Source organism: Sphingomonas sp. S6 (assembly GCF_043498045.1).
GTDB lineage: Bacteria > Pseudomonadota > Alphaproteobacteria > Sphingomonadales > Sphingomonadaceae > Sphingomonas.
This window is the reverse complement of the sequence record NZ_JBIEOE010000004.1, coordinates 254,601-274,803: the sequence shown is the minus strand read 5'-3', so window position 1 is coordinate 274,803 and position 20,203 is coordinate 254,601. Positions and strand designations below refer to the sequence as shown.

Below are 20,203 nucleotides of genomic sequence, written 5' to 3'. Positions count from 1 at the left end.
TCATTTCCAACCCAGGGATCAGAAGTTGATCGTCGTCCCGATCGCGATGTTGCGACCCAGCGAGTCATAGCGCTGCGGGATGGTGTTCCCGCGGGCCAAGCTGATATTGTACGAATCCGGCACGATCGGCGCCGCCTTGTCGAGCAGGTTGTTCGCGATCAGGCGCAGCGAGAACTGCTTGGCGATCGCGAAGTTGAGCGCGAGGTCGAAGTAATTCGCCGGTGCGACCCGGTAATAGCTCGTCCGCGCGCGCGCTGCCGTGCCGCCGATCGCGGGATCGCCCGAATTGTCGGCGTTGGTCAGCGAGCCCACGTAGCGCCAGTTGAACGATGCACTGAAGCCGCGCCCTTCGGTCGAATAGGTCGCGCGCAGGCCATGGCTCCACTTCGGGATCAGCTGGCCGCAGCCGTTGCCGTAATAGCCCGCGCAGTTGCGCTCGGGCTGCACCGGCGAATCCTGGCCCCCGGCAAAGGTGGTCAGCGAGCCGTTGAAGCTCCAGTCGATCCGGCCCGCGCTGCCCAGCTCCATCGGATATTGCGCCTGGAAGTCGTAACCGCGCGCGATCGAGGTGTAATAGTTGCTGGTGCCCTGGCGGATGAAGCCCGTCGTCGGGTTACTCGCCGCGTTCGAGAACAACGTGCCGTTCGCGTTGCGGACGATGCCCTGGCAGAAGAACTGGTCGCCGCCCGAGCGCAGGCAGCCATCGGTGTAATAGCTGTAATCGTTGTAGCCCAGCGAGTTGTCGATCTTGATCCGATACCGGTCGACCGAGAACACCAGGCCCCGCACGAACCGCGGTTTCAGCACCAGGCCATAGGTCTGGGTATAGGCCGTCTCCGGATCGGCGGTGAAGCCGCCCGAGCGGACGGTGCAGGCCGCGGTGCCGTTCGGCGTCGTGCCGTTGCTGCACAACAGGCTGGTGCTGCCATACAGCGCGTCGGACAGGCCGGTCGCGCGGCACACCTCACGCGACGCGAGCGGTGCGCCGTACGTCACGCCATTCGGGCCGGGGATCGGCGTCGGCGCGCAGAAGTCGTTGAACGTGCCCGCACCGCCGGCGGCGAAGTCGATGTTCGTCGCCTGCCGGATCTCGACCACCGTCGGCGCGCGCTGCGCCTTGTTGAACGAGGCGCGGAAGGTGATGTCCTTCACCGGCGCGTAGATGCCCTCGATCTTCCAGGTGTTGAAGGTCGACGGATTGCTGCTGTACTTCGACAGGCGATAGCCGCCGTTGACCTGCGCCAGCTCGACGAACGGCTTGTGCTCGATCAGCGGCACCTGCACTTCGGCGTTGGCTTCCCACACGTCCTGGCTCAGGTAGCTGTCGGTGCCGCTCAGCGCGCTGCGATAGCTGGCGTCGGCGGTCGATTTCAGCGTGTCCTTGCGATATTCGGCGCCCAGCGCGATCGCCACGCCCTGTTCGGCGAACGGCGAGGTGATGCCATATTTGCCCAGGTCGCCGCTGACGTTGGCGAGCACGTCGTACAACGTACCCGTGGTCTGCGACGTGCCCGTCGTGAACAGATAGTTGATCAGCGCCGGATTGGTGTTGCCCGCGCTGAAGATGTCGAAGGGCACGCAACCTGCCGCGCCGCTTGCGCACACCGGGTTCGCCGCGGTGCCGCCGACGTTCACCGCATTCTGCAGATTGCCGGGGGTGCGGAAGCTCGGGATGTAATCCTGATGGTTGCGCGCATAGACGCCGCCGACGTCATAGGTCCACGCATCGCCCACCTTGCCGCGCACGCCGCCGGTCAGGCGCACGCCGGTGTTGACGAAGGTGTCGGGACGGTCGTTCATCTCGCCCAGGCGATAGGCGAGGCTGACCGGCACGCTGGTCGCACCCGCGACGCCGCAGCCGATCGCGGTCGCCTGGGCAGCCGACAGGAAGGGGTTGGCGCAGGACACGTTGACCGTGCCGCTCGCGATGGTCGGATAGTTGGTGTACGACTTGTCGCGGAACCACAGACCCGAGGCGTAGAGTTCCACCTCCGGTGCCAGCTCGGCGGTCACGAAGCCGCCGGCGTTCACGCGCTCGCTGGGGCGCTGATAGGCATAGCCGCTGAAATAGTTGGATGCATTGCCCTGGCCCGCGCCGAACGGCACGAAGGTGCGCGTGCCATTGGGGTTGTTGACCAGCTGTGCGCCCGCATTCGGGCCCGACTGCGGCGTGATGAGGCCGCTGGTCGAGCTGCTCGGCGTCAGGCCGCACGACAGCGGGCCATTGAGCTGCAGCTGCGTCAGGTAACAGCCGGCGTTCGAGCGCGAGGTCAGCGCGATCTCGTCGGTGTTCTTGTAATTGACGAAGCCGCTGACGTGCACCTTGTCGTCGAAGAAGCCATGGCCCGCGGTCAGCGTCAGGTCGGCCCGGCCGCCGTCGTTGGTCCAGCCGCGCGGCGACGTGAAGCCCGCCGCACGCGCCAGCGGCGACACGACCGTGTCCTTGTTGTTGTGATTGTAGAAATTGTAATTGGCGTCGAGCTGCAGCCCTTCGAAATCCTTCTTCAGGACGAAGTTGACCACGCCCGCGACCGCGTCCGAGCCATAGACCGACGAGGCACCGCCGGTCAGCACGTCGACGCGCTCCAGCAGCGTTGCCGGGATGATGCCCGTGTCCTGCCCGTTCTGCGTGCCCAGGCGCTTGCCGTCGATCAGCACCAGCGTGCGCTCGAAGCCCAGGCTGCGCAGCTTGATGCGCTGACGCCCGTCGGAATCGTTATAGGTCTGCTGCGCGTCCGGTGCGATCTGCGGCAGGCGGTTCAGCACGTCCTCGACGTTCACCGCGGCCTGTGCGCGGATGTCGGCGGAGGTGACCGAGGTGATCGGCGCGGCGGCGGTGACGTTGGGGCGGACGATGCGCGTGCCCGTCACGACGATATCGCCACCCGGCTGCGCGGCCGGCGGCGTTTCGCCTGCGGCGGTCGCGGCCTTGGTGGCGGCTTCCTGCGGCGATTGTCCGATATTGGTATCGTCGGTCGTGGTGGTCTGTGCCAGCGCGGGTGCGCTGATCATCGCCAGGCTGCCTGCCAGCGCAACGAGCGAAACCCCATTCTTCCCAATCATAGCCTTGCCTCTCACCGAGGCTCGCTACCATGGAGCCTCTTTACGTCAGACAAGTTTTCCTATCCGGGAGACGGCGTCAATACCGCAGTGATACCTTTGCATACCATTTTGTCACCGCTGTGACAGGAAAGCATCACTCACCCTTTCGCCACGCCGAACCGTGCGCGGCGGACGCCAAACGCCCGCCCGCGCCACGCGCGCGTTCATGCAGCGTTCGGATTGCGGCGCGATTCAGCCCAGTTCGGCGCGCAACGGGCGGGCGAGCAGCGCGCCGATCACGTCTGCCGCGGGAGCGCCATCCAGCAGGCGGCACACCGCCGCGGTCACCGGCATGTCGACGCCGGCCTCCGCCGCCGCCTCGGCCAGCACCGGTGCGGTGAACGCGCCCTCCGCCACCGTCCGCCGGTCGGCCAGCAGATCGGCCGCCGCACGCCCCTGCCCCAGGCCCAACCCCAGCGAGAAATTGCGGCTGCTGGTCGACGAACAGGTGAGCACCAGATCGCCCAGCCCCGACAGGCCGGCGAGCGTTTCCGCCCGCGCGCCACGCGCCAGGCCGAAGCGCGTCATCTCGGCAAAGCCCCGCGCGATCAGCGCCGCACGCGCATTCTGCCCCAGCCCCGCGCCCTCCACCACGCCGCACGCGATCGCGAGCACGTTCTTCACCGCACCGCCGATCTCCGCACCGACCACGTCGCGGCTGGCATAGGGGCGGAAGTGCGGCGCCGCGAGCCGCGCGGCCAGCGCCTCGCCCGACGCTTCGTCCGCCACCGCCAGCGTCACCGCGGTCGGCAGGCCCGCCGCCACCTCATGCGCGAAGGTCGGGCCGGAGAGCACGGCGATCGGCGCCTGCGGATGGACGGCCTTGGCCACCTCCCCCACCAGCCGCCGCGTCCCTGCCTCGATTCCCTTGGCGCACAGCACCAGCGGCCGCGTACCGACGTTGATCTGCGCGAGGACGCCGCCGACATGCTGCGCCGGTGCGACGACCAAGAGCGCGTCGGCTTCACCCAAGTCACCGAAATCGGACGTCGCGCGGATCGACGGCGACAGCGGCACGCCGGCGAGGAACAGCCGGTTCTCGTGGGCTTCGTTGATCCCCGCCACCACCTCCGGCTCGCGCGCCCATAGCGTCACCGGCTCGCCGCGATGCGCCGCGACCTGCGCCAGTGCCGTACCCCAGGCGCCGCCGCCGATGACCCCGATCTTCATGCCTTCACTCCTGCACCGCGCACCGCCTCTGCCCCCGGATCGAGCGGCCAGCGCGCCCGCGCCGGCGTGTCGAGCGGATCGGTCAGCCCGGCGGCGAAGCGCTCCGCCCCTGCCCAGCCGATCATCGCCGCATTGTCGGTGCACAGCCACAAAGGTGGCGCGACGAAGCGCAGGCCGTGTTCGGCGGCGAGCGCCTGCAACGCAGCGCGCACCGCGCCATTCGCCGCAACCCCGCCCGCGACGACCAGCGCCGTCGCTTGAACGCCCGCGATCCCCCGCCGCGTCCGGTCGATCAGGCAATCGACCACCGCCGCCTGGAAGGATGCGGCGATATCCTCGGGCGCATGATGCCCCACCGCCCGCGCCACCGCGCTCTTGAGGCCGGCGAACGAGAAATGCGGCTCGGCCGATCCCTTCAGCGGCCGCGGCAACGGCACGATCGGCTGCCCCAGCGCCGCTGCCTTCTCGACGTTCGGCCCACCGGGAAAGCCCAGGCCCAGCAGCTTCGCGGTCTTGTCGAACGCCTCACCCGCCGCATCGTCGATCGTCGTCGCGATCCGGCGATAACGGCCGACGCCCTCTACCAGCAGCAGCTGGCAATGCCCACCCGACACCAGCAGCAGCAAATAGGGAAAGGCGAGGTCCGGATCGGACAGCCGCGGGCTCAGCGCATGCCCCTCCAGGTGGTTGACCGCCACGAACGGCTTGCCCGCCGCATGGGCCAGCGCCTTGCCGGTGACGAGGCCCACCATCACGCCGCCGATCAGCCCCGGCCCCGCCGTCGCCGCGATCGCATCGACCTGATTCAATCGCAGCCCGGCATCCTGCAACGCCGCCGCCACCAGCGGCTCCAGCGCCTCGACATGCGCACGCGCCGCGATTTCGGGCACCACGCCCCCGAACGGCGCATGCGCCGCCTCTTGGCCCGCAAGCCGGTGGCTGAGCACCTGCCGATCGCTGGTGATGAGCGCGGCGGCGGTTTCGTCGCACGAGGATTCGAGGCCGAGGATGATCCGGGGGGGCATGGCCGGCCTTCTATCGCGCCGCACGGAGGTTGTCGAAGGGTGGGGGTTTGGGCATGGCTGGCGGCAGGATTGGAAACACCCTCCCCCTCCGCCGCCTTTGGCGGCTCTTTCCTCTCCCGACGGGAGAGGGAGGGAGGCGCGCAGCGCCGGAAGGGTGAGAGTGTGAATGGATGAAACGATGGCGATCAGGTTTAAACTCGGCACGCGCGGATCGCCGCTGGCACTGACCCAGGCCAATATGGTCCGCGACGCCCTGTGCGCCGCGCACGGCTGGGCGCAGGACGAGATTGACCTCGTCGTCATCCGCACCACCGGCGACCGCGTGCAGGACCGCGCGCTCGCCGAGATCGGCGGCAAGGCGTTGTGGACCAAGGAACTCGACCGCGCACTCCTGGCGCGTGAGATCGACGCCGCGGTCCATTCGATGAAGGACGTCGAGACGATCCGCCCGGCGGACATCCGTATCGCCGCGATGCTGCCGCGCGCCGACGTGCGCGACCGGCTGATCGGCGCGGACAGCATCGCGGAACTGCCCCGCGGCGCCGTCGTCGGCACCAGCTCGCCGCGCCGCCGCGCGCAGCTGCTCCGCCTGCGCCCGGACCTGAAGGTCGTCCTCTTCCGCGGCAACGTCGACACTCGCCTCGCCAAGCTCGCCGCCGGGGAGGCAGACGCCACCCTGCTCGCCGCCGCCGGCCTCGACCGGCTGGGCCGCGACGGCGTCGGCCGCGCCATCCCGACCGACGAGATGCTGCCCGCCCCTGCGCAGGGCGCCGTCGGTATCGAGGTGCTCGCCAGCCACGACGAAGCCATGGTCGCCGTCGCCGCGATCGACGATCCCGCGACCAGCGCCTGCGTGCGCACCGAACGCGCGCTGCTCGCCGCGCTCGGCGCCGACTGCCACTCCCCCGTGGCGGCGCTCGCCGCTTTGTCGGGCGAGATGCTGACGCTGCGCGCCGAACTGATCGCCGAGGATGGCAGCCTGTTCGTCGATGGCAGCGGCGAAGGCACCGACGGCGCGCTCATCGCCGCCGAGCTCGCCGCCGACCTGCTCGCCCGCGCGCCCTCCAGCGTCCGCAGTCTGTTCGCGCCGTGACGGGCATCGCGCTCTCGGGCGTGCTGGTCGTCCGCCCCGAACCCGGCACCACGCGCACCCTCGCCCGCCTGCGCGCACTCGGCGTGGACGCCGCCGCCGTCCCCCTGTTCACGACCGTGCCGGTGCCGTGGCAGGCGCCGGATCCCGCGGCCTTCGACGCACTGCTGATCACCAGCGCCAATGCGGTGCGCCACGCCGGCCCCGCCCTCGCGCGGCTCGCGCATCTGCCCGTGATCGCGGTGGGCGCACAAACCGCCGAGGCAGCGCGCACCGCCGGCCTGACGGTCGCGGTCGTCGGCACCGGCGGCGTTGCCGAGGCCCTCGCCGCCGCCAGCTTCACCCGCCCGCTTCACCTCGCCGGCCGCGACCACGTCGACAGCGGCCACCCGACGCGCATCGTCTACGCCAGCGACGCGATCGCCGTAGACTCCGCCGCCTTTGCCAGCGCCGCGCGACACCGCATCGTCCTGCTCCATTCGATCCGCGCCGCCACCCGCGTCGCGGCCTTGCTGCCCGAGCGCAGCGCCATCGGCATCGCCGCGCTCAGCCCTGCGGTTCGTGCCGCGGCCGGCGACGGCTGGGCCTGCGCCCTCACCGCCGATGCCCCCACCGACGCCGCACTGTGCCGGGTCGGGGCGGCGGCATGCACACCAGCGATTGACCCTGCGGCGGGGGCCGGGGATAAGGCGCCATGAGCGATTACGTGCCGATCGACCCGCCGTCGGGCGCCCGCGGAGCGCAGGGCCTGCGCACCGGCGTCTTCCTGGCGATCATCGCGCTGGCCTTCGTCGCGGGCGCGGTGCTGACCGGCTATCTGATGCGCCACGTGCCGTGGCTGGGCGGCACGACCACAGCGCAAAAGGCGACGCCCGAACCGGTCAATTACAACCCCGCCTTGCCGCTCAATGCCAATGGCGAGCGGACCAACCCGCAGCTCGATCCCAATGCGCTCGCCTCGCGCGAAGCGGCGCTTGCCGGGCAATTGTCGGCGCTGGAGACGCGCACCGCCGCCGTCACCACCGACGCCAACGCCGCCGCCGCGCAGGCCGGCCGCGCCGAAGGGCTGCTGATCGCCGTCGCCGCGCGCCGCGCGCTCGATCGCGGTGTCGGCCTCGGTTATCTCGAGGAGCAGTTGCGCAGCCGCTTCGGCACCGCGCAGCCCAAGGCGGTCGCCGCGGTCATCGACGCCGCGCGACAGCCGGTGACGCTCGAGGATCTGCGCCAGGGGCTGGAGGCGATCGCGCCCGACATCGCCTCGGTCAGCACCGACGGCTGGCTCGCCAGCCTGCGCCGTGAAGTCGCGGGCCTCGTCGTGCTGCGTCAGGCCGGCACGCCCTCGCCCCGCCCCGCCGACCGGCTCGCCCGCGCGCGTCGCCTGCTCGACGGTGGCCAGGTGGAAGCGGCCCGTGCCGAGGTCGCGCGCCTGCCCGGCGCCGCGCAGGCCGGCAATTGGATGCAGGCCGCCGACCGCTATATCGAGGCACGCCGCGCGCTCGACCTCATCGAAAACGCCGCGCTGATGGGTCAGGCGGTCGCCCGGCCGATCCCGGCGACGACGGTGCAGGCCCAGACGCCCGCCGATACCGCGCCGGCGACCGATCCCGATACGAACACGCAGGAAACCACCTCAGTCGGGATGTAACCGCGCGCATGATCGCCCCCGTCGTCACCACCGACCGGCTGATCCTCACCGGCCACCACCCCGATCACCTCGACGCGCTCGCCGCCATGTGGGCGGACCCGGCAGTCTACACGATGATCGGCGGCGTGCCCCGCAGCCGCGAAGAGGTCTGGCTGCGCCTGCTCCGCTCGATCGGTCAGTGGCAGGCGTTCGGCTATGGCAGCTGGGTGTTCTGTGCGCCCGACGGCACCGTCCTCGGCGAAGGTGGCCTGATGGAGGCACGCCGCGCGATGAACCCGCCGCTGACGCTGCCCGAGGCGAACTGGGTCCTCGCACCGCATGCCCACGGCGGCGGACTTGCGCAAGCGGCCATGACCGCAGCGCTCGGCTGGGCCGACGCACAGGGCATCGCCCGCACCACCTGCATCATCAACCCCGCCAACACCCCCTCGCTCCGCCTCGCCGCCAAGCTCGGCTACACCCCCGTCCGCGACGCGACCTACAAGGACCACATCGTCCACGTCCTCGAACGCTGAGCGGCGCCCCGCCCACAATCACACCGTCACCCCGGACTTGGTCCGGGGTCCACTCCGCGGCGAGGGGCATGGCCAGTGCCTCTTGCCGTCCCTCCGCGGCCCGGCGGACCCCGGAACAAGTCCGGGGTGACGCAGGGAGTGCGGCCGCCCTCATCCTCCGCCACCCGCCAAGCCGACAACGCCACGAGCGGCGACGCGACAAAAACCACCGCCCCCGCCCTAAACCCCTGACACACGCCCCACCCACACCGTCACCCCGGACTCGTTCCGGGGTCCACTCCGCGGCGAGGGGGATGGCCCGTGCCTCTTGCCGTCCCCTCGCGGCCCGGTGGACCCCGGAACAAGTCCGGGGTGACGTAGGGAGTGCGGCGACCCTCATCCTCCACCAACGCCGGGAGACGCGCGGATGCGGGCACCCGTATCCCCCACCCCCACAATCCGCTACACCACGCTTATGCTGCTCGCCGTCACCCTGTCCGCCCTGGCGATGACGCTGATCGTCGGCGTCCGGTATCTGATCGTCTCGGGTGCCTTCGCCGCGGCGACGCGCCTGAAGCACCCCGGCCTCTACCGCGGCCTCGATGCGCAGATGCGGCGCGAGATCGCCTGGAGCCTCGCCTCCGCCGCGATCTACGGCGTGCCCGCGGGCATCCTCGCCTGGGGGTGGAAGGCGCATGGCTGGACACGCATCTACGACGACGTCCACGCGCGGCCGCTCTGGTACGTCCCGCTGTCGGTCGTCGTATACCTGTTCCTCCACGACACTTGGTTCTACTGGACGCATCGCTGGATGCACCGGCCCGCGGTGTTCAAGGCCGCGCACGCCGTCCACCATGCCAGCCGGCCGCCCACCGCCTGGGCGGCGATGGCGTTCCACCCGATCGAGGCGGTGACCGGCGCTGTGGTAATTCCGCTACTGGTGCTGCTGATTCCGATCCACATCGGCGCGCTGGGCTTCGTGCTCGGCCTCATGACCGTTATGGGCGTAACCAACCACATGGGATGGGAGGTTTTCCCGCGGTTCATGTGGGGGGGACCATTGGGGGGCTGGCTCATCACCGCGAGCCATCATCAACGCCATCATGAGCAATACGGGTGCAATTATGGGCTGTATTTCCGCTTCTGGGATCGCCTGTGCGGCACCGACCGGGGGGTCGGGGACTTTTCGCGCAGCCACGCCAAGGCGGCACGCGCGCACGCTGGCGCTGGCGGGCCTGCTGCCGGCGGCGGTGCTGATGCTGGGCGCCGCGCCGATCGCGCGGCTTGACGTCGGCGTCAGCCAGATGCGCTCGGCCAAGGGCAGTCTGCGTGTCTGCCTGACGGCGGATCCGGATAATTTCCCCGCCTGCGTCGACGATGCCAATGCCGTCACCCGCTCGGTTCCTGCGGCCACTCATGCGCTGCGCTTCGACGGCCTGCCGCTCGGCAATTATGCGGTCGCGGTGATCCACGACGAAAACAACAATGCGAAGCTCGACACGCTCGCCGGCATCCCGCGCGAAGGCTTCGGCTTTTCCCGCAACCCGCCGATCCGCTTCGGCGCGCCGCGCTTCGCCGCCGCCCGCTTCGCGGTGACGACTGATGTAAATCAGCAACAGATCAGAATGCGCTATATCTTCTGAGCGGTCGGCACGGGATAGATTCCGCAACCGCTGCGTTACGGTGACGTAACAGGTTGGAGCTTTCCTCGTGTCGTTCAAGTACATCATGCCGTTCGCGCTCGTCGCGGCGGCCGCGTTCGCCGCTCCTGCGTGCGCGCAGGAAACCCCCGCGGAGTTCGACACGAACCGCGACACGATCACCGCTGGCGTCGCCGGCGTGTACCTCAGCGACTATGAAGGCTCGAACGACTATCGTTGGGTGCCCGCGCCCGCCGCGGTCGGTTCGGTGAAGGGCTATGCCTTCCTGCTCGCCGGCAACCGCGCCAGCGTCGACCTGATCCGCAACGAACCGGGTCCCGTGTGGGACCTGCAGGCCGGGCCGATCGGCGTCGTCAACTTCAACCGCTCCAGCCTCGACAGCATCGACGATCCGCGCGTAAGGGCGCTCGGCAAGGTGAAGACCGCGATCGAACTCGGCGGCTATGTCGGCATCGGCAAGACCGGCGTCATCACCAGCCCGTACGACAAATTGTCGGTCTCGCTCAGCTACCGCCACGACGTCGCCGGCGCGCACGACAGTGGCATCTGGCAGCCGAGCATCAACTACCTCACCCCGCTCAGCACCAAGGCGGCGGTCGGCCTGTTCGCCACCGCCGAACATGCGGGCCGCGGCTATGCGACCAGCTATTTCTCGATCTCGCCGACGCAGGCGATCGCCAGCGGTCTGCCGACGTACAATGCCCGCGGCGGCTGGAAGAATTATTCGCTCGGCGGCCTCGCCACCTATTCGCTGACCGGCAACCTGCTGCACGGGTGGAAGGTCGTCGCCGGCGGCACCTATCGCCGCATGCTCAACGACTTCGGCGACAGCCCGGTGGTCAGCGTCGCCGGTTCGCGCAACCAGTGGCTAGGCGCTGTGGGCGTGGCGTACACCTTCTAAGGCCGTCGAGGGTCATCCACTCTCTCACCACCCACGCCGTCACCCCGGACTCGTTCCGGGGTCCACTCTGCGGCGAGGGGAATGGCACGAGGCTCCAGCCTCCCCCATGCGGCCCGGTGGACCCCGGGAACAAGTCCGGGGTGACGAAGTGGATGGGGCGGCCGTAACGCCCCCCCAATCACCCCGCCAGCTTGCCCGCCGCCACTACCGGCCCGGTCGGCAACCCGGTTGGCGACCCGCCCGCCGGCTCGATCGAGATCGCCAGCACCGTATCCGCCGCCATCTGGGCCCGCAGCGCGGTCGGCACGACCACCCGGCCCGCCGCCATCACGCCCAGCGAGCGCGGCGCCGCGGTGCCGCGGATCGCCCACAGCTCGGCCGACCGCCCGGCCGGCACCGCCACCGCGCCGCCGATCCGCACCACGCCGCTCTCGCGATCATAGGCCGCGGCGATCGGCGCGCCCTTGCCCTCGCTCGGCGCCAGCGCGGCGAGCAACGGCGCCTGCGCCGCGACGGGCACCGGCACCGGCACGCGCACGGGTTCGGGCGCCGGTCGCAGCGCCAGCATCACCGTCACCACGAGCAGCAGGCACGCCGCCAGCCCCGCCGCGATCGCCGCGCCGCGCCACGCCCCGACGCCCGGATTGTCGTTCGCGGCCACCACGCGTCGCCCGCCATCCAGCGCAAGGCCATCCAGCGACGCCTCGATCCGGCGCAGCACGGCGGGCGGCACCGCCACGTCCGCGCCATCGGCGAACAGCGCGGCAAAGCGCGCCTCCCACCAGGCGACCGCCAGCGCGAACGCCGGGTCCGCCGCTACCCGCGCCAGCGCCGCAACGCGCGCCTCGCCGTCCAGCAGCCCCAGCGCCAGTTCGGCCGCGGCGAGATCGTCCGGCCCGATATCGTCCTGGTCAGCGCTCGCCATCGAGGCATCCCTTCAGCGCCAGCAGCCCGCGCCGCACCCAGCTCTTCATCGTGCCCAGCGGCACCGCCGCCTGCACCGCCAGCTCGGCATAGGTCAGGCCGCCGAAGAAGGCGCGGCGGATCGCCCCGCGCTGCCGTTCCTCCAGCGTTTCGAGGCACAGATGCAGCCGCGCCTGCGCCTCTTCGGCCATCAGCACGTCATCCTGGCGCAGCGCGCCATCGGCCACCGCCTCGGCCTCCTCGATCGGCGCGGTGACGCGGCCGTGCCGCCGCCGCCAGTCGATCGCCCGGTTGCGCGCGATCGTCGCCAGCCACGAAATCGGACTGGCCCGCCCCGGCTGATAGGCGCCCGCGCGCTGCCAGATGGTGATGTAGACGTCGTGCAACACGTCCTCCGCGGCCTGCCTGTCTCCGCAGATACGCAGGCAGATGCCGAAAAGCTTCGCGGAGGTCAGCGCATAGACGCGGCGGAAGGCGTCGCGGTCCGCCGCCCCCGTCGCCATCAGCGCCTCGACCAGGCGCGCACGCGCCGCTGCAGCGGAAATTGAGGGCAGGTCGGCAGGATCGTCGGCGGGCACCACGGGGACGAAGGCTAAGCGGACGCCGCCGGCCGGGCAAGTCTTCAACGCGTCACAAGTTGCTGCAGATTAATTATTTTTGTTTCTCGCATCTTTTTATCGCCGCCGAACGTACCTGCCCCTGGTCATCCCGATCCGTGCGCATCGACGCGCCCCGGGTACGCGAGGCTGGCCGGGACAGGTGAGGAAAGGCAGGCTGACGATGACCCAAACGGATCAGCTCATCGAGGCGTTCGACGCCGAAGCGAGGCGCCGCGAAGACCGGCGCGACTTCTTCCGTAACATGATGGGCGCCGCCGCGATGACCGCCGCAGGTGCCGCAAGCCTCTCGCTGGCCACCGCCGCGAGCGCGCAGTCGACCGCGCTGTCGGAAATCGACGTGCTCAACTTCGCGCTCAACCTCGAATATCTCGAGGCGCAATTCTACAGCTATGCCGCTTATGGCACCGGCCTGCCCAACAACCTGCTGACCGGCGGCGTCGGCACGCAGGGCGCCGTCATCACCGGCACCGGCGCCGGCTCGGCGCGCAAGGTCAACTTCACCGATCCCGGCATCGCCGCCTATGCGCGCGAAATCGCGGCGGACGAAGTGGCCCACGTCACCTTCCTGCGCACCGCGATCCGCGGGTCGAGCGGCAGCGACGCGCTGATCGCCGCGCAGCCGACGATCAACATCTCCGGGTCGTCGGGTGGCGCCTTCGCCGCCGCGGCGTCGAGCACCAGCCCGTCGCTCGCCGGCTTCGATCCGTACGCCGACGACAACAGCTTCCTGCTTGCCGCGTACATCTTCGAAGACGTCGGCGTCACCGCCTATAAGGGCGCAGCGGGCGCACTGATCAACAACAAGACCTATCTCGAGGCCGCCGCCGGCATCCTCGCAGTAGAGGCCTATCACGCCGCGCTGGTCCGCACCGCGCTCTATGCGCGCGGGCTCAACGTCGCGTCGCTGCGCACCGCCGCCGATTCGATCTCGGATCTGCGCGACTCGGTCGATGGCTCGACCGATCTCGACCAGGGCATCTCGCCGACCACCCAGTCGGGGAACCTCGTGTCGAACATCGTGCCGCTCGACAGCAACGGCCTCGCCTTCAGCCGCACGCCCGCGCAGACGCTCAACGTCGTCTATCTGAACCGGTCCGCGGTCTCGTCGGGCGGGTTCTTCCCGGCCGGTATCAACAACGGCAACGCCGCCATCCGCACCAGCGGCGCGAACTGAGGGGACCCGACATGACCAAGGAAGTTTCGGTCCTCGAGATCATCGAGAAGACGACCGCCCGCCGCAACGCGCGCCGCGCCTTCATGAAGACCGCCGTCGGTGGCGCCGCCGCCGTCGGTGGCCTGTCGTTGCTCGCCGCCTGCGGTGACAACAACGACTCCGCGCAGACGCCGGCCCCCACCCCCACGCCGACGCCGACCGCGGTCAGCACCGACGTCGCGGTGCTGAACTTCGCGCTCAACCTCGAATATCTCGAGGCGCAATTCTACAGCTATGCCGCCTTCGGCACCGGCCTCACCGCCGCGCAGTTGACCGGCAGCGGCACGCAGGGCGCGGTCATCACCGGCAGCGGGGCGGGCTTCCCGCGCGCGGTCGACTTCAGCGGCGATCCGCTGATCGGCCAGTACGCCCGCGAAATCGCCTATGACGAGATCGCGCACGTCAACTTCCTGCGCGCTGCACTCGGCACGTCGGTGGTGGCGCAACCGGCGATCGACATCTCGGGCACGTCGACCGGCGCCTTCACCGCAGCGGCGCGCGCCGCTGGCGTGGTCGCGGCAGACGGTCTGTTCGATCCGTACGCCAGCCCGACCAACTTCCTGCTCGGCGCCTATATCTTCGAAGATATCGGCGTGACCGCGTACAAGGGCGCCTCGCCGGTCATCTCGTCGATGTACCTCGACGCGGCGGCAGGCATCCTCGCGGCAGAGGCCTATCACGCCGGCCTCGTCCGCACGATCCTGTACAATCGCGGCATCACCAACGCCGACATCATCACCGCGACGACCAAGATCTCCGACGCACGCGATCTGCTCGACGGCACGTCGGGCGGCACCAACGGCGACGACGATCAGGGCATTGCCGGCAGCAATATCGGCAACCTCACGACCGGCATTTCGAACATCGTGCCGACCGACGCGAACGGCATCGCGTACAGCCGGACGACGCAGCAGGTCCACAATATCGCCTATCTCAACGTCAATGGATCGAACCGCACGCGTGGTGGTTTCTTCCCCAACGGCACCAACAATCCCAATCCCGCCTTCACCGTCGGCCTCGGCTAACGGGTAACACCTCGGGCACCCGCTCCCCCTCCCCCCTTTGGGTGCCCGGCGATCGTCCGTTCCTTCCGTGGACGGGCCGGTCATGGATCCTCCTCCACCTGCCCCCCGGGTGGGGGAGGATTTTCATTTTTGAGGGGCGCGCTGCCCCATCCAGGCGAAAGCGAGACCTGCGGATCGAACTCATCGCCTGCCAACTCCACCCGTCACCCCGGACTCGTTCCGGGGTCCACCGGGCCGCACGGGGGCGGCATGAGGCTCCGCCTATTTCCCCTCGCCGCAGAGTGGACCCCGGACCAAGTCCGGGGTGACGGGATGAAGAGGGCGCCCGCGCGGCTGATAGCGATCGATCTGAAATCTCCCCACCTTCGCGCAAACCCCGCTCTCCCTCCACGTCCTCGCGCGAGCCACTGCCGCCGCAAGACGACACGTTGATCATCCCACGCCACCCTGAAGACACGCCGAGCCGAGTGGTTTCGCCGACTTGCGGGGTTGACGCGTCCGGCGGGATGCGGAACGGCTGTTGCCATTCTCGGCGGTCCGCCGCCGCCCGCGTGTTTGGGGAGGACCCTGAAGTCATGACCGCCCGTACCGATATCGACAGCGACCGGCTGATCGCCGCCCTCGACGCCCGCGTCGACCGCCGCGAACAGCGCCGCGCCTTCTTCCGCGATGCGCTGGGCGCCATGGCCGTCACCGGGGCGCTGGGTCTCGCCAGCGGTGCGTCCGCGCAATCGACGCCGACGCCCACCGCGACCCCGACGCCGACCTATAACGATCAGGACATCCTGAACTTCGCGCTGAACCTCGAATATCTCGAAGCGCAATTCTACGCCTATGCCACCACCGGCGCGGGCATTTCGTCCAGCCTGCTCGGCGGTGCCGGCACCGCCGGTTCGGTGAACGCGACCGGCGCCACCGCGGTGCCCTTCGCCGATCCGATCATCGCCCGCTACGCCCGCGAAATCGCCGCGGACGAGGTCGCGCACGTCACCTTCCTGCGCAACGCGATCGGCAGCAGCACCGTGGTCGCACAGCCCGCGCTCGATCTGTCGGTCGGCGCGAACAGCGCCTTCTCGGCCGCTGCGGTCGCCGCCAAGATCATCACCGCCGGCCAGACGTTCAATCCCTATGCGAACGAGGATGCCTTCCTCCTCGCCGCCTTCATCTTCGAAGACGTCGGCGTCACCGCATACAAGGGCGCCGCGCCGCTGCTCACCAAGACCTATGTCGAGGCCGCGGCCGGCATCATGGCGACCGAGGCGTATCACGCCGCAACGATCCGCGGCGAATTGTACCGCAAGGGCCTCGTCTCGGGTTCGCCGCTGATCGGCTGGGTGCAGGGCATCTCCGACGCGCGCGACAGCCTGGATGGCGCGACCGACATCGACCAGGGCATCACCCCGGGCACCACCACCGCGCCCGCGGGCGGCGTCACCGCGACGCCGACCCCGACGCCCACGCCCACCCCGACGCCGACCCCCACCGCAACCGCCTCGCCGACGCCCGCACCGACCTTCCCGGTGTCGAACATCGTGCCGGCGGACGCGAACGCCGTCGTCTACAGCCGCAGCCCCAACCAGGTGCTCAACATCGTCTATCTCAACGCCGCGGCGACGAGCGCGGGCGGGTTCTTCCCCGCCGGCCTCAACGGCACGATCAAGGCGGCCACCGCCTCCTGATCGCCGACGCGCTCCAACCGATTTCGCCAGGGACAGACCCGATGACCGATCTTCCGACCGATACCATCCTTTCCGCGATCGCCGATCGCCGTGCCGAACGCCGCGCCTTCCTGCGCTATGCCGGCGGCGCCGCCGCCTCGGCGGGTGCGCTCTCGCTGCTCGCCGCCTGCGGTGGCGACACCGGCGGCACCGCGACGCCGACGCCCACCCCCACCGGCAGCCCGACGCCGATCGCGGCGGACGCCGACGTGCTCAACTTCGCGCTCAACCTCGAATATCTCGAGGCGCAATTCTACAGTTGGGCCGCCTTCGGCCAGGGCCTGAACCCCGGCCTCACCACTGGCGTCGGCATCGGCGGCACGGTGACCGGCGGCGCGCAGGTGCCCTTCCAGGACCCGGTAGTGGCGCAGTATGCGCGCGAAATCGCCAATGACGAAATCGCGCACGTCACCTTCCTGCGCACCGCCTTGGGCGCCGGGTCGGGCGGCGTCGGTGCGGCGGTGGCGATGCCGGCGATCAACATCTCGGGCGACGCCAACGGCGCCTTCACCGCCGCCGCCCGTGCGGCGGGCGTGGTCGGTTCGAGCGGCACGTTCAACCCCTATGCCGACGACGTCAGCTTCCTGCTCGGCGCGTATCTGTTCGAAGACGTCGGCGTCAGCGCCTACAAGGGCGCCGCGCCCGCGATCGGCAACAAGGTCTATCTCGAAGCCGCCGCCGGCATCCTCGCCGCCGAAAGCTATCACGCCGGCCTGATCCGCTCGGTCCTGTACCGCAAGGGCATCGACGCCTCGTCGATCCTCTATAACCCGGCGATCCTCAACAACGCGCGCCTCATCTCCGACGCGCGCGACAGCCTCGACGGCGCCAGCGATACCGACCAGGGCATCGGCGACACCAGCACGGCCAACATCGTGCCGACCGATTCCAACGGCATCGTCTACAGCCGCTCGACCGGCCAGGTGCTCAACATCGTCTTCCTCAACAAGGCAGCGGTAACCGCCGGCGGCTTCTTCCCCAACGGCATCAACGGCAACATCCGCACGTCCGCCGCCAGCGGCTGACCTCTCTAGATCCTCCCCTGCTCCGCAGGGGAGGGGGACCGCCCGGCAAAGCCGGGTGGTGGAGGGGCAGCCCCAAGCGCCACGTTTCATTTGGCACCCCTACAAAAAGCGCGTAAACCCCTGTCATCCCCGGGGGAGCGCTATATCCGGCGCTTGAGAGGCGGCCACGAGGCCGCGACCCGCTGAACCTGATCCGGTTGACACCGGCGGAGGGAGGGAGCGGTTTCACACTCATGAACCGCCCGCTCTCCGTATTTGGAGAGCAAGACCCATGGCCGACATCCCCGCCCGTACCGAGATTGGCGTCACCACCGGGCCGATCCGCGGCTCGAAGAAAGTCCACGTCGGCCCGCTCAACGTCGCGATGCGCGAAATCCATCTCGACCCATCGTCGGGCGAGCCCCCCGTCCGCGTCTACGACACCTCGGGCCCCTATACCGATCCGCAGGCGCGCATCGACATCATGGCCGGCCTGCCCCAGCTGCGCCGCCAGTGGATCGACGCCCGCGACGATACAGAGGCCTATGACGGCCGCGCCATCCGCCCCGAAGACAACGGCCAGCTCGGCCCCGACCGCTCCGGCGGCGTGCCCCAATTCCCGCACACCGGCCGCAAGCCGCTCCGCGCCAAGGCCGGCGGCAACCTCAGCCAGATGCACTATGCCCGCCGCGGCATCATCACGCCCGAGATGGAATATGTGGCCACCCGCGAAAACCTCGGCCGCGAGCGCCTTCGCGAATACACGCGCGACGGCGAAAGCTTCGGCGCCGCCATCCCCGATTACGTGACGCCCGAGTTCGTCCGTGACGAGGTCGCCCGCGGCCGCGCGATCATCCCCAACAACGTCAACCACCCCGAATCCGAACCGATGGCGATCGGCCGCAATTTCCTGGTCAAGATCAACGCCAACATCGGCAACAGCGCGGTCGCCAGCAACGTCGCCAGCGAAGTCGACAAGCTCGTCTGGTCGATCCGCTGGGGCGCGGACACGGTCATGGACCTGTCGACGGGCCGCAACATCCACGACACGCGCGAATGGATCATCCGCAACAGCCCCGTGCCGATCGGCACCGTGCCGATCTACCAGGCGCTCGAAAAGGTCGGCGGCATCGCCGAGGACCTGACGTGGGAGATCTTCCGCGACACGCTGATCGAACAGGCCGAACAGGGCGTCGACTATTTCACCATCCACGCTGGCGTCCGCCTGCCCTACATCCCGATGACCGCCAAGCGCGTCACCGGCATCGTCAGCCGCGGCGGCAGCATCATGGCGAAATGGTGCCTCGCGCACCACAAGGAGAGCTTCCTCTACGAGCGCTTCGACGAGATCACCGAGATCATGAAGGCGTATGACATCGCCTACAGCCTAGGCGATGGCCTGCGCCCCGGATCGATCGCCGACGCCAATGACGAAGCGCAGTTCAGCGAGCTCTACACGCTCGGCGAGCTGACCCACCGCGCCTGGGCGCAGGACGTCCAGGTCATGATCGAAGGCCCCGGCCACGTGCCGATGCACAAGATCAAGGCGAACATGGACAAGCAGCTCGAAGCGTGCGGCGAAGCCCCTTTCTATACGCTCGGGCCGCTCACCACCGACATCGCGCCGGGTTACGACCATATCACCAGCGGCATCGGCGCCGCGATGATCGGTTGGTACGGCACCGCGATGCTCTGCTACGTCACGCCCAAGGAGCATCTCGGCCTGCCCGACCGCGACGACGTGAAGGTCGGCGTGGTGACCTACAAGCTCGCCGCCCACGCCGCCGACCTCGCCAAGGGCCACCCCGCCGCCCAGGTCCGCGACGACGCCCTCAGCCGCGCAAGGTTCGAGTTCCGCTGGCGCGACCAGTTTAACCTGAGCCTCGACCCGGAAACGGCCGAACAATACCACGACCAGACGCTCCCCGCCGAAGGCGCCAAGACCGCCCACTTTTGCTCGATGTGCGGCCCCAAGTTCTGCAGCATGAAGATCACGCAGGAAGTCCGTGACTTCGCGGCGAAGCAGAATGCCGGCATCGACACCTTCCTCAATTCCTCCCCGCTCCGCGCGGAGGGGGACCATGCGCAGCATGGTGGAGGGGCAGCCCCAAGCGAAACGGACGCCGAAGCCGGCATGGCGGAAATGAGCGAGAAGTTCCGCGAGAAGGGCAGCGAGGTGTATCTACCGGCGGCGGAGTGATCTAGCTTTTGAATGCTTTTAAAAATTGAGTTATCAGCTCGACTTGCGGGAGATTAGTTTCTTCCGCTTGTCGTTCCGTGGGCAAACGGTGAGCGCTTTTCGCTAGCGTGAGCAAGATCACTATCGCGCCGGTCAAAACGCCTATCAGCAGCGCAGCAGCGGGATATTGCGGAAGCTTGCTGATTGGGCTTCGCGGATCGAAAGCCAAGCCCACCAAAAGAAACAAAAGAAATCCAACTATAAAGAGAGCGGCGGCGCCATATATCGTCCTAGCACGTCGAACGTCTCTCAAGTCTGACCTAAGGTCTTTTATATAATCAGTCAGTTCCGAGTACGCGATCTCTCGTTTATTGAGATCTTCCTGAATGCCCTCTAAGTTTGCTAGTCGCTCCTCTAGCGCGGACAGCCGCA

Annotated in this window: 17 protein-coding genes and 1 riboswitch; of the genes, 12 read left to right on the top strand and 5 right to left on the bottom strand. The window is 69.0% G+C overall.

Annotation, left to right across the window (positions count from 1 at the left end):
- Positions 1-18: 18 nt before the first annotated feature.
- The 3 genes from ACGVWT_RS09065 to tsaD form a co-directional block, all read right to left on the bottom strand.
- Positions 19-3,012: a TonB-dependent receptor domain-containing protein gene (locus ACGVWT_RS09065; protein ID WP_315460839.1), complete on the bottom strand. Its 2,994-nt coding sequence runs from the start codon at positions 3,010-3,012 to the stop codon at positions 19-21.
- 282 nt (positions 3,013-3,294) lie between these two features.
- Positions 3,295-4,272, bottom strand: a complete 978-nt coding sequence (locus ACGVWT_RS09060) for an NAD(P)H-dependent glycerol-3-phosphate dehydrogenase (protein WP_394426053.1) — start codon at positions 4,270-4,272, stop codon at positions 3,295-3,297.
- The gene (tsaD, locus tag ACGVWT_RS09055) at positions 4,269-5,297 is read right to left on the bottom strand and encodes a tRNA (adenosine(37)-N6)-threonylcarbamoyltransferase complex transferase subunit TsaD (RefSeq protein ID WP_315460841.1); all 1,029 of its coding nucleotides are present in this window, start codon (positions 5,295-5,297) and stop codon (positions 4,269-4,271) included. The genes ACGVWT_RS09060 and tsaD overlap by 4 nt, the downstream gene beginning before the upstream one ends.
- Positions 5,298-5,475: 178 nt before the next feature.
- Between tsaD and hemC the strand changes: the two genes are divergently transcribed.
- From hemC to ACGVWT_RS09020, 7 genes are all read left to right on the top strand, one after another.
- Positions 5,476-6,390: a hydroxymethylbilane synthase gene (hemC, locus tag ACGVWT_RS09050; RefSeq protein WP_394426049.1), complete on the top strand. Its 915-nt coding sequence runs from the start codon at positions 5,476-5,478 to the stop codon at positions 6,388-6,390.
- Positions 6,387-7,085, top strand: a complete 699-nt coding sequence (locus ACGVWT_RS09045; protein WP_315460843.1) for a uroporphyrinogen-III synthase — start codon at positions 6,387-6,389, stop codon at positions 7,083-7,085. Before hemC ends, ACGVWT_RS09045 begins: the two co-directional genes overlap by 4 nt.
- On the top strand, positions 7,082-8,032 hold the full coding sequence (locus tag ACGVWT_RS09040) for a hypothetical protein (protein WP_315460844.1): 951 nt from the start codon (positions 7,082-7,084) through the stop codon (positions 8,030-8,032). Before ACGVWT_RS09045 ends, ACGVWT_RS09040 begins: the two co-directional genes overlap by 4 nt.
- An 8-nt stretch (positions 8,033-8,040) precedes the next feature.
- The gene (locus tag ACGVWT_RS09035; protein WP_315460845.1) at positions 8,041-8,547 is read left to right on the top strand and encodes a GNAT family N-acetyltransferase; all 507 of its coding nucleotides are present in this window, start codon (positions 8,041-8,043) and stop codon (positions 8,545-8,547) included.
- Positions 8,548-9,001: 454 nt separating this feature from the next.
- Positions 9,002-9,814 carry a sterol desaturase family protein gene (locus ACGVWT_RS09030; protein ID WP_116460291.1) on the top strand — a complete coding sequence of 271 codons (813 nt, stop codon included), beginning with the start codon at positions 9,002-9,004 and terminating at the stop codon, positions 9,812-9,814.
- Complete coding sequence (locus tag ACGVWT_RS09025) at positions 9,783-10,169, top strand: DUF2141 domain-containing protein (RefSeq protein WP_116460290.1); 387 nt, start codon at positions 9,783-9,785, stop codon at positions 10,167-10,169. The genes ACGVWT_RS09030 and ACGVWT_RS09025 overlap by 32 nt, the downstream gene beginning before the upstream one ends.
- Positions 10,170-10,236: 67 nt before the next feature.
- A complete protein-coding gene (locus ACGVWT_RS09020) occupies positions 10,237-11,088 on the top strand; it encodes a MipA/OmpV family protein (RefSeq protein ID WP_315460846.1) in 852 nt (283 codons plus the stop codon).
- Positions 11,089-11,266: 178 nt separating this feature from the next.
- Here the strand turns inward: ACGVWT_RS09020 and ACGVWT_RS09015 are convergent, their stop codons facing one another.
- Together ACGVWT_RS09015 and ACGVWT_RS09010 are read right to left on the bottom strand one after the other, a co-directional pair.
- Entirely contained in the window at positions 11,267-12,013 is a 747-nt protein-coding gene (locus ACGVWT_RS09015; RefSeq protein WP_315460847.1) for an anti-sigma factor domain-containing protein, read from the bottom strand.
- Positions 12,000-12,593 (bottom strand): sigma-70 family RNA polymerase sigma factor, encoded by a 594-nt coding sequence (locus tag ACGVWT_RS09010; protein WP_116460287.1) that lies wholly within the window; start codon positions 12,591-12,593, stop codon positions 12,000-12,002. Before ACGVWT_RS09010 ends, ACGVWT_RS09015 begins: the two co-directional genes overlap by 14 nt.
- Before the next feature lie 199 nt (positions 12,594-12,792).
- Between ACGVWT_RS09010 and ACGVWT_RS09005 the strand changes: the two genes are divergently transcribed.
- The 5 genes from ACGVWT_RS09005 (at position 12,793) to thiC (ending at position 19,792) form a co-directional block, all read left to right on the top strand.
- On the top strand, positions 12,793-13,806 hold the full coding sequence (locus ACGVWT_RS09005) for a ferritin-like domain-containing protein (RefSeq protein ID WP_315460848.1): 1,014 nt from the start codon (positions 12,793-12,795) through the stop codon (positions 13,804-13,806).
- 11 nt (positions 13,807-13,817) lie between these two features.
- Positions 13,818-14,870, top strand: coding sequence for a ferritin-like domain-containing protein (locus ACGVWT_RS09000; protein ID WP_315460849.1), 1,053 nt, complete (start codon positions 13,818-13,820; stop codon positions 14,868-14,870).
- Positions 14,871-15,445: 575 nt separating this feature from the next.
- On the top strand, positions 15,446-16,549 hold the full coding sequence (locus tag ACGVWT_RS08995; protein ID WP_315460850.1) for a ferritin-like domain-containing protein: 1,104 nt from the start codon (positions 15,446-15,448) through the stop codon (positions 16,547-16,549).
- A 41-nt stretch (positions 16,550-16,590) separates the two neighbouring features.
- Positions 16,591-17,613, top strand: coding sequence for a ferritin-like domain-containing protein (locus ACGVWT_RS08990; RefSeq protein ID WP_315460851.1), 1,023 nt, complete (start codon positions 16,591-16,593; stop codon positions 17,611-17,613).
- 121 nt (positions 17,614-17,734) lie between these two features.
- A riboswitch (TPP riboswitch) is annotated at positions 17,735-17,845 on the top strand.
- A 39-nt stretch (positions 17,846-17,884) separates the two neighbouring features.
- Complete coding sequence (thiC, locus tag ACGVWT_RS08985) at positions 17,885-19,792, top strand: phosphomethylpyrimidine synthase ThiC (protein ID WP_315460852.1); 1,908 nt, start codon at positions 17,885-17,887, stop codon at positions 19,790-19,792.
- The last annotated feature ends 411 nt before the right edge of the window (positions 19,793-20,203 follow it).

Bases quoted from the DNA above. Each gene is read 5' to 3' on its own strand.
- ACGVWT_RS09065 (WP_315460839.1), bottom strand. From the start codon at position 3,012: ATGATCAGCGCACCCGCGCTGGCACAGACCACCACGACCGACGATACC.
- ACGVWT_RS09060 (WP_394426053.1), bottom strand. From the start codon at position 4,272: ATGAAGATCGGGGTCATCGGCGGCGGCGCCTGGGGTACGGCACTGGCG.
- tsaD (WP_315460841.1), bottom strand. From the start codon at position 5,297: ATGCCCCCCCGGATCATCCTCGGCCTCGAATCCTCGTGCGACGAAACC.
- hemC (WP_394426049.1), top strand. From the start codon at position 5,476: ATGGCGATCAGGTTTAAACTCGGCACGCGCGGATCGCCGCTGGCACTG.
- ACGVWT_RS09040 (WP_315460844.1), top strand. From the start codon at position 7,082: ATGAGCGATTACGTGCCGATCGACCCGCCGTCGGGCGCCCGCGGAGCG.
- ACGVWT_RS09035 (WP_315460845.1), top strand. From the start codon at position 8,041: ATGATCGCCCCCGTCGTCACCACCGACCGGCTGATCCTCACCGGCCAC.
- ACGVWT_RS09030 (WP_116460291.1), top strand. From the start codon at position 9,002: ATGCTGCTCGCCGTCACCCTGTCCGCCCTGGCGATGACGCTGATCGTC.
- ACGVWT_RS09025 (WP_116460290.1), top strand. From the start codon at position 9,783: ATGCTGGGCGCCGCGCCGATCGCGCGGCTTGACGTCGGCGTCAGCCAG.
- ACGVWT_RS09015 (WP_315460847.1), bottom strand. From the start codon at position 12,013: ATGGCGAGCGCTGACCAGGACGATATCGGGCCGGACGATCTCGCCGCG.
- ACGVWT_RS09005 (WP_315460848.1), top strand. From the start codon at position 12,793: ATGACCCAAACGGATCAGCTCATCGAGGCGTTCGACGCCGAAGCGAGG.
- ACGVWT_RS09000 (WP_315460849.1), top strand. From the start codon at position 13,818: ATGACCAAGGAAGTTTCGGTCCTCGAGATCATCGAGAAGACGACCGCC.
- ACGVWT_RS08995 (WP_315460850.1), top strand. From the start codon at position 15,446: ATGACCGCCCGTACCGATATCGACAGCGACCGGCTGATCGCCGCCCTC.
- ACGVWT_RS08990 (WP_315460851.1), top strand. From the start codon at position 16,591: ATGACCGATCTTCCGACCGATACCATCCTTTCCGCGATCGCCGATCGC.
- thiC (WP_315460852.1), top strand. From the start codon at position 17,885: ATGGCCGACATCCCCGCCCGTACCGAGATTGGCGTCACCACCGGGCCG.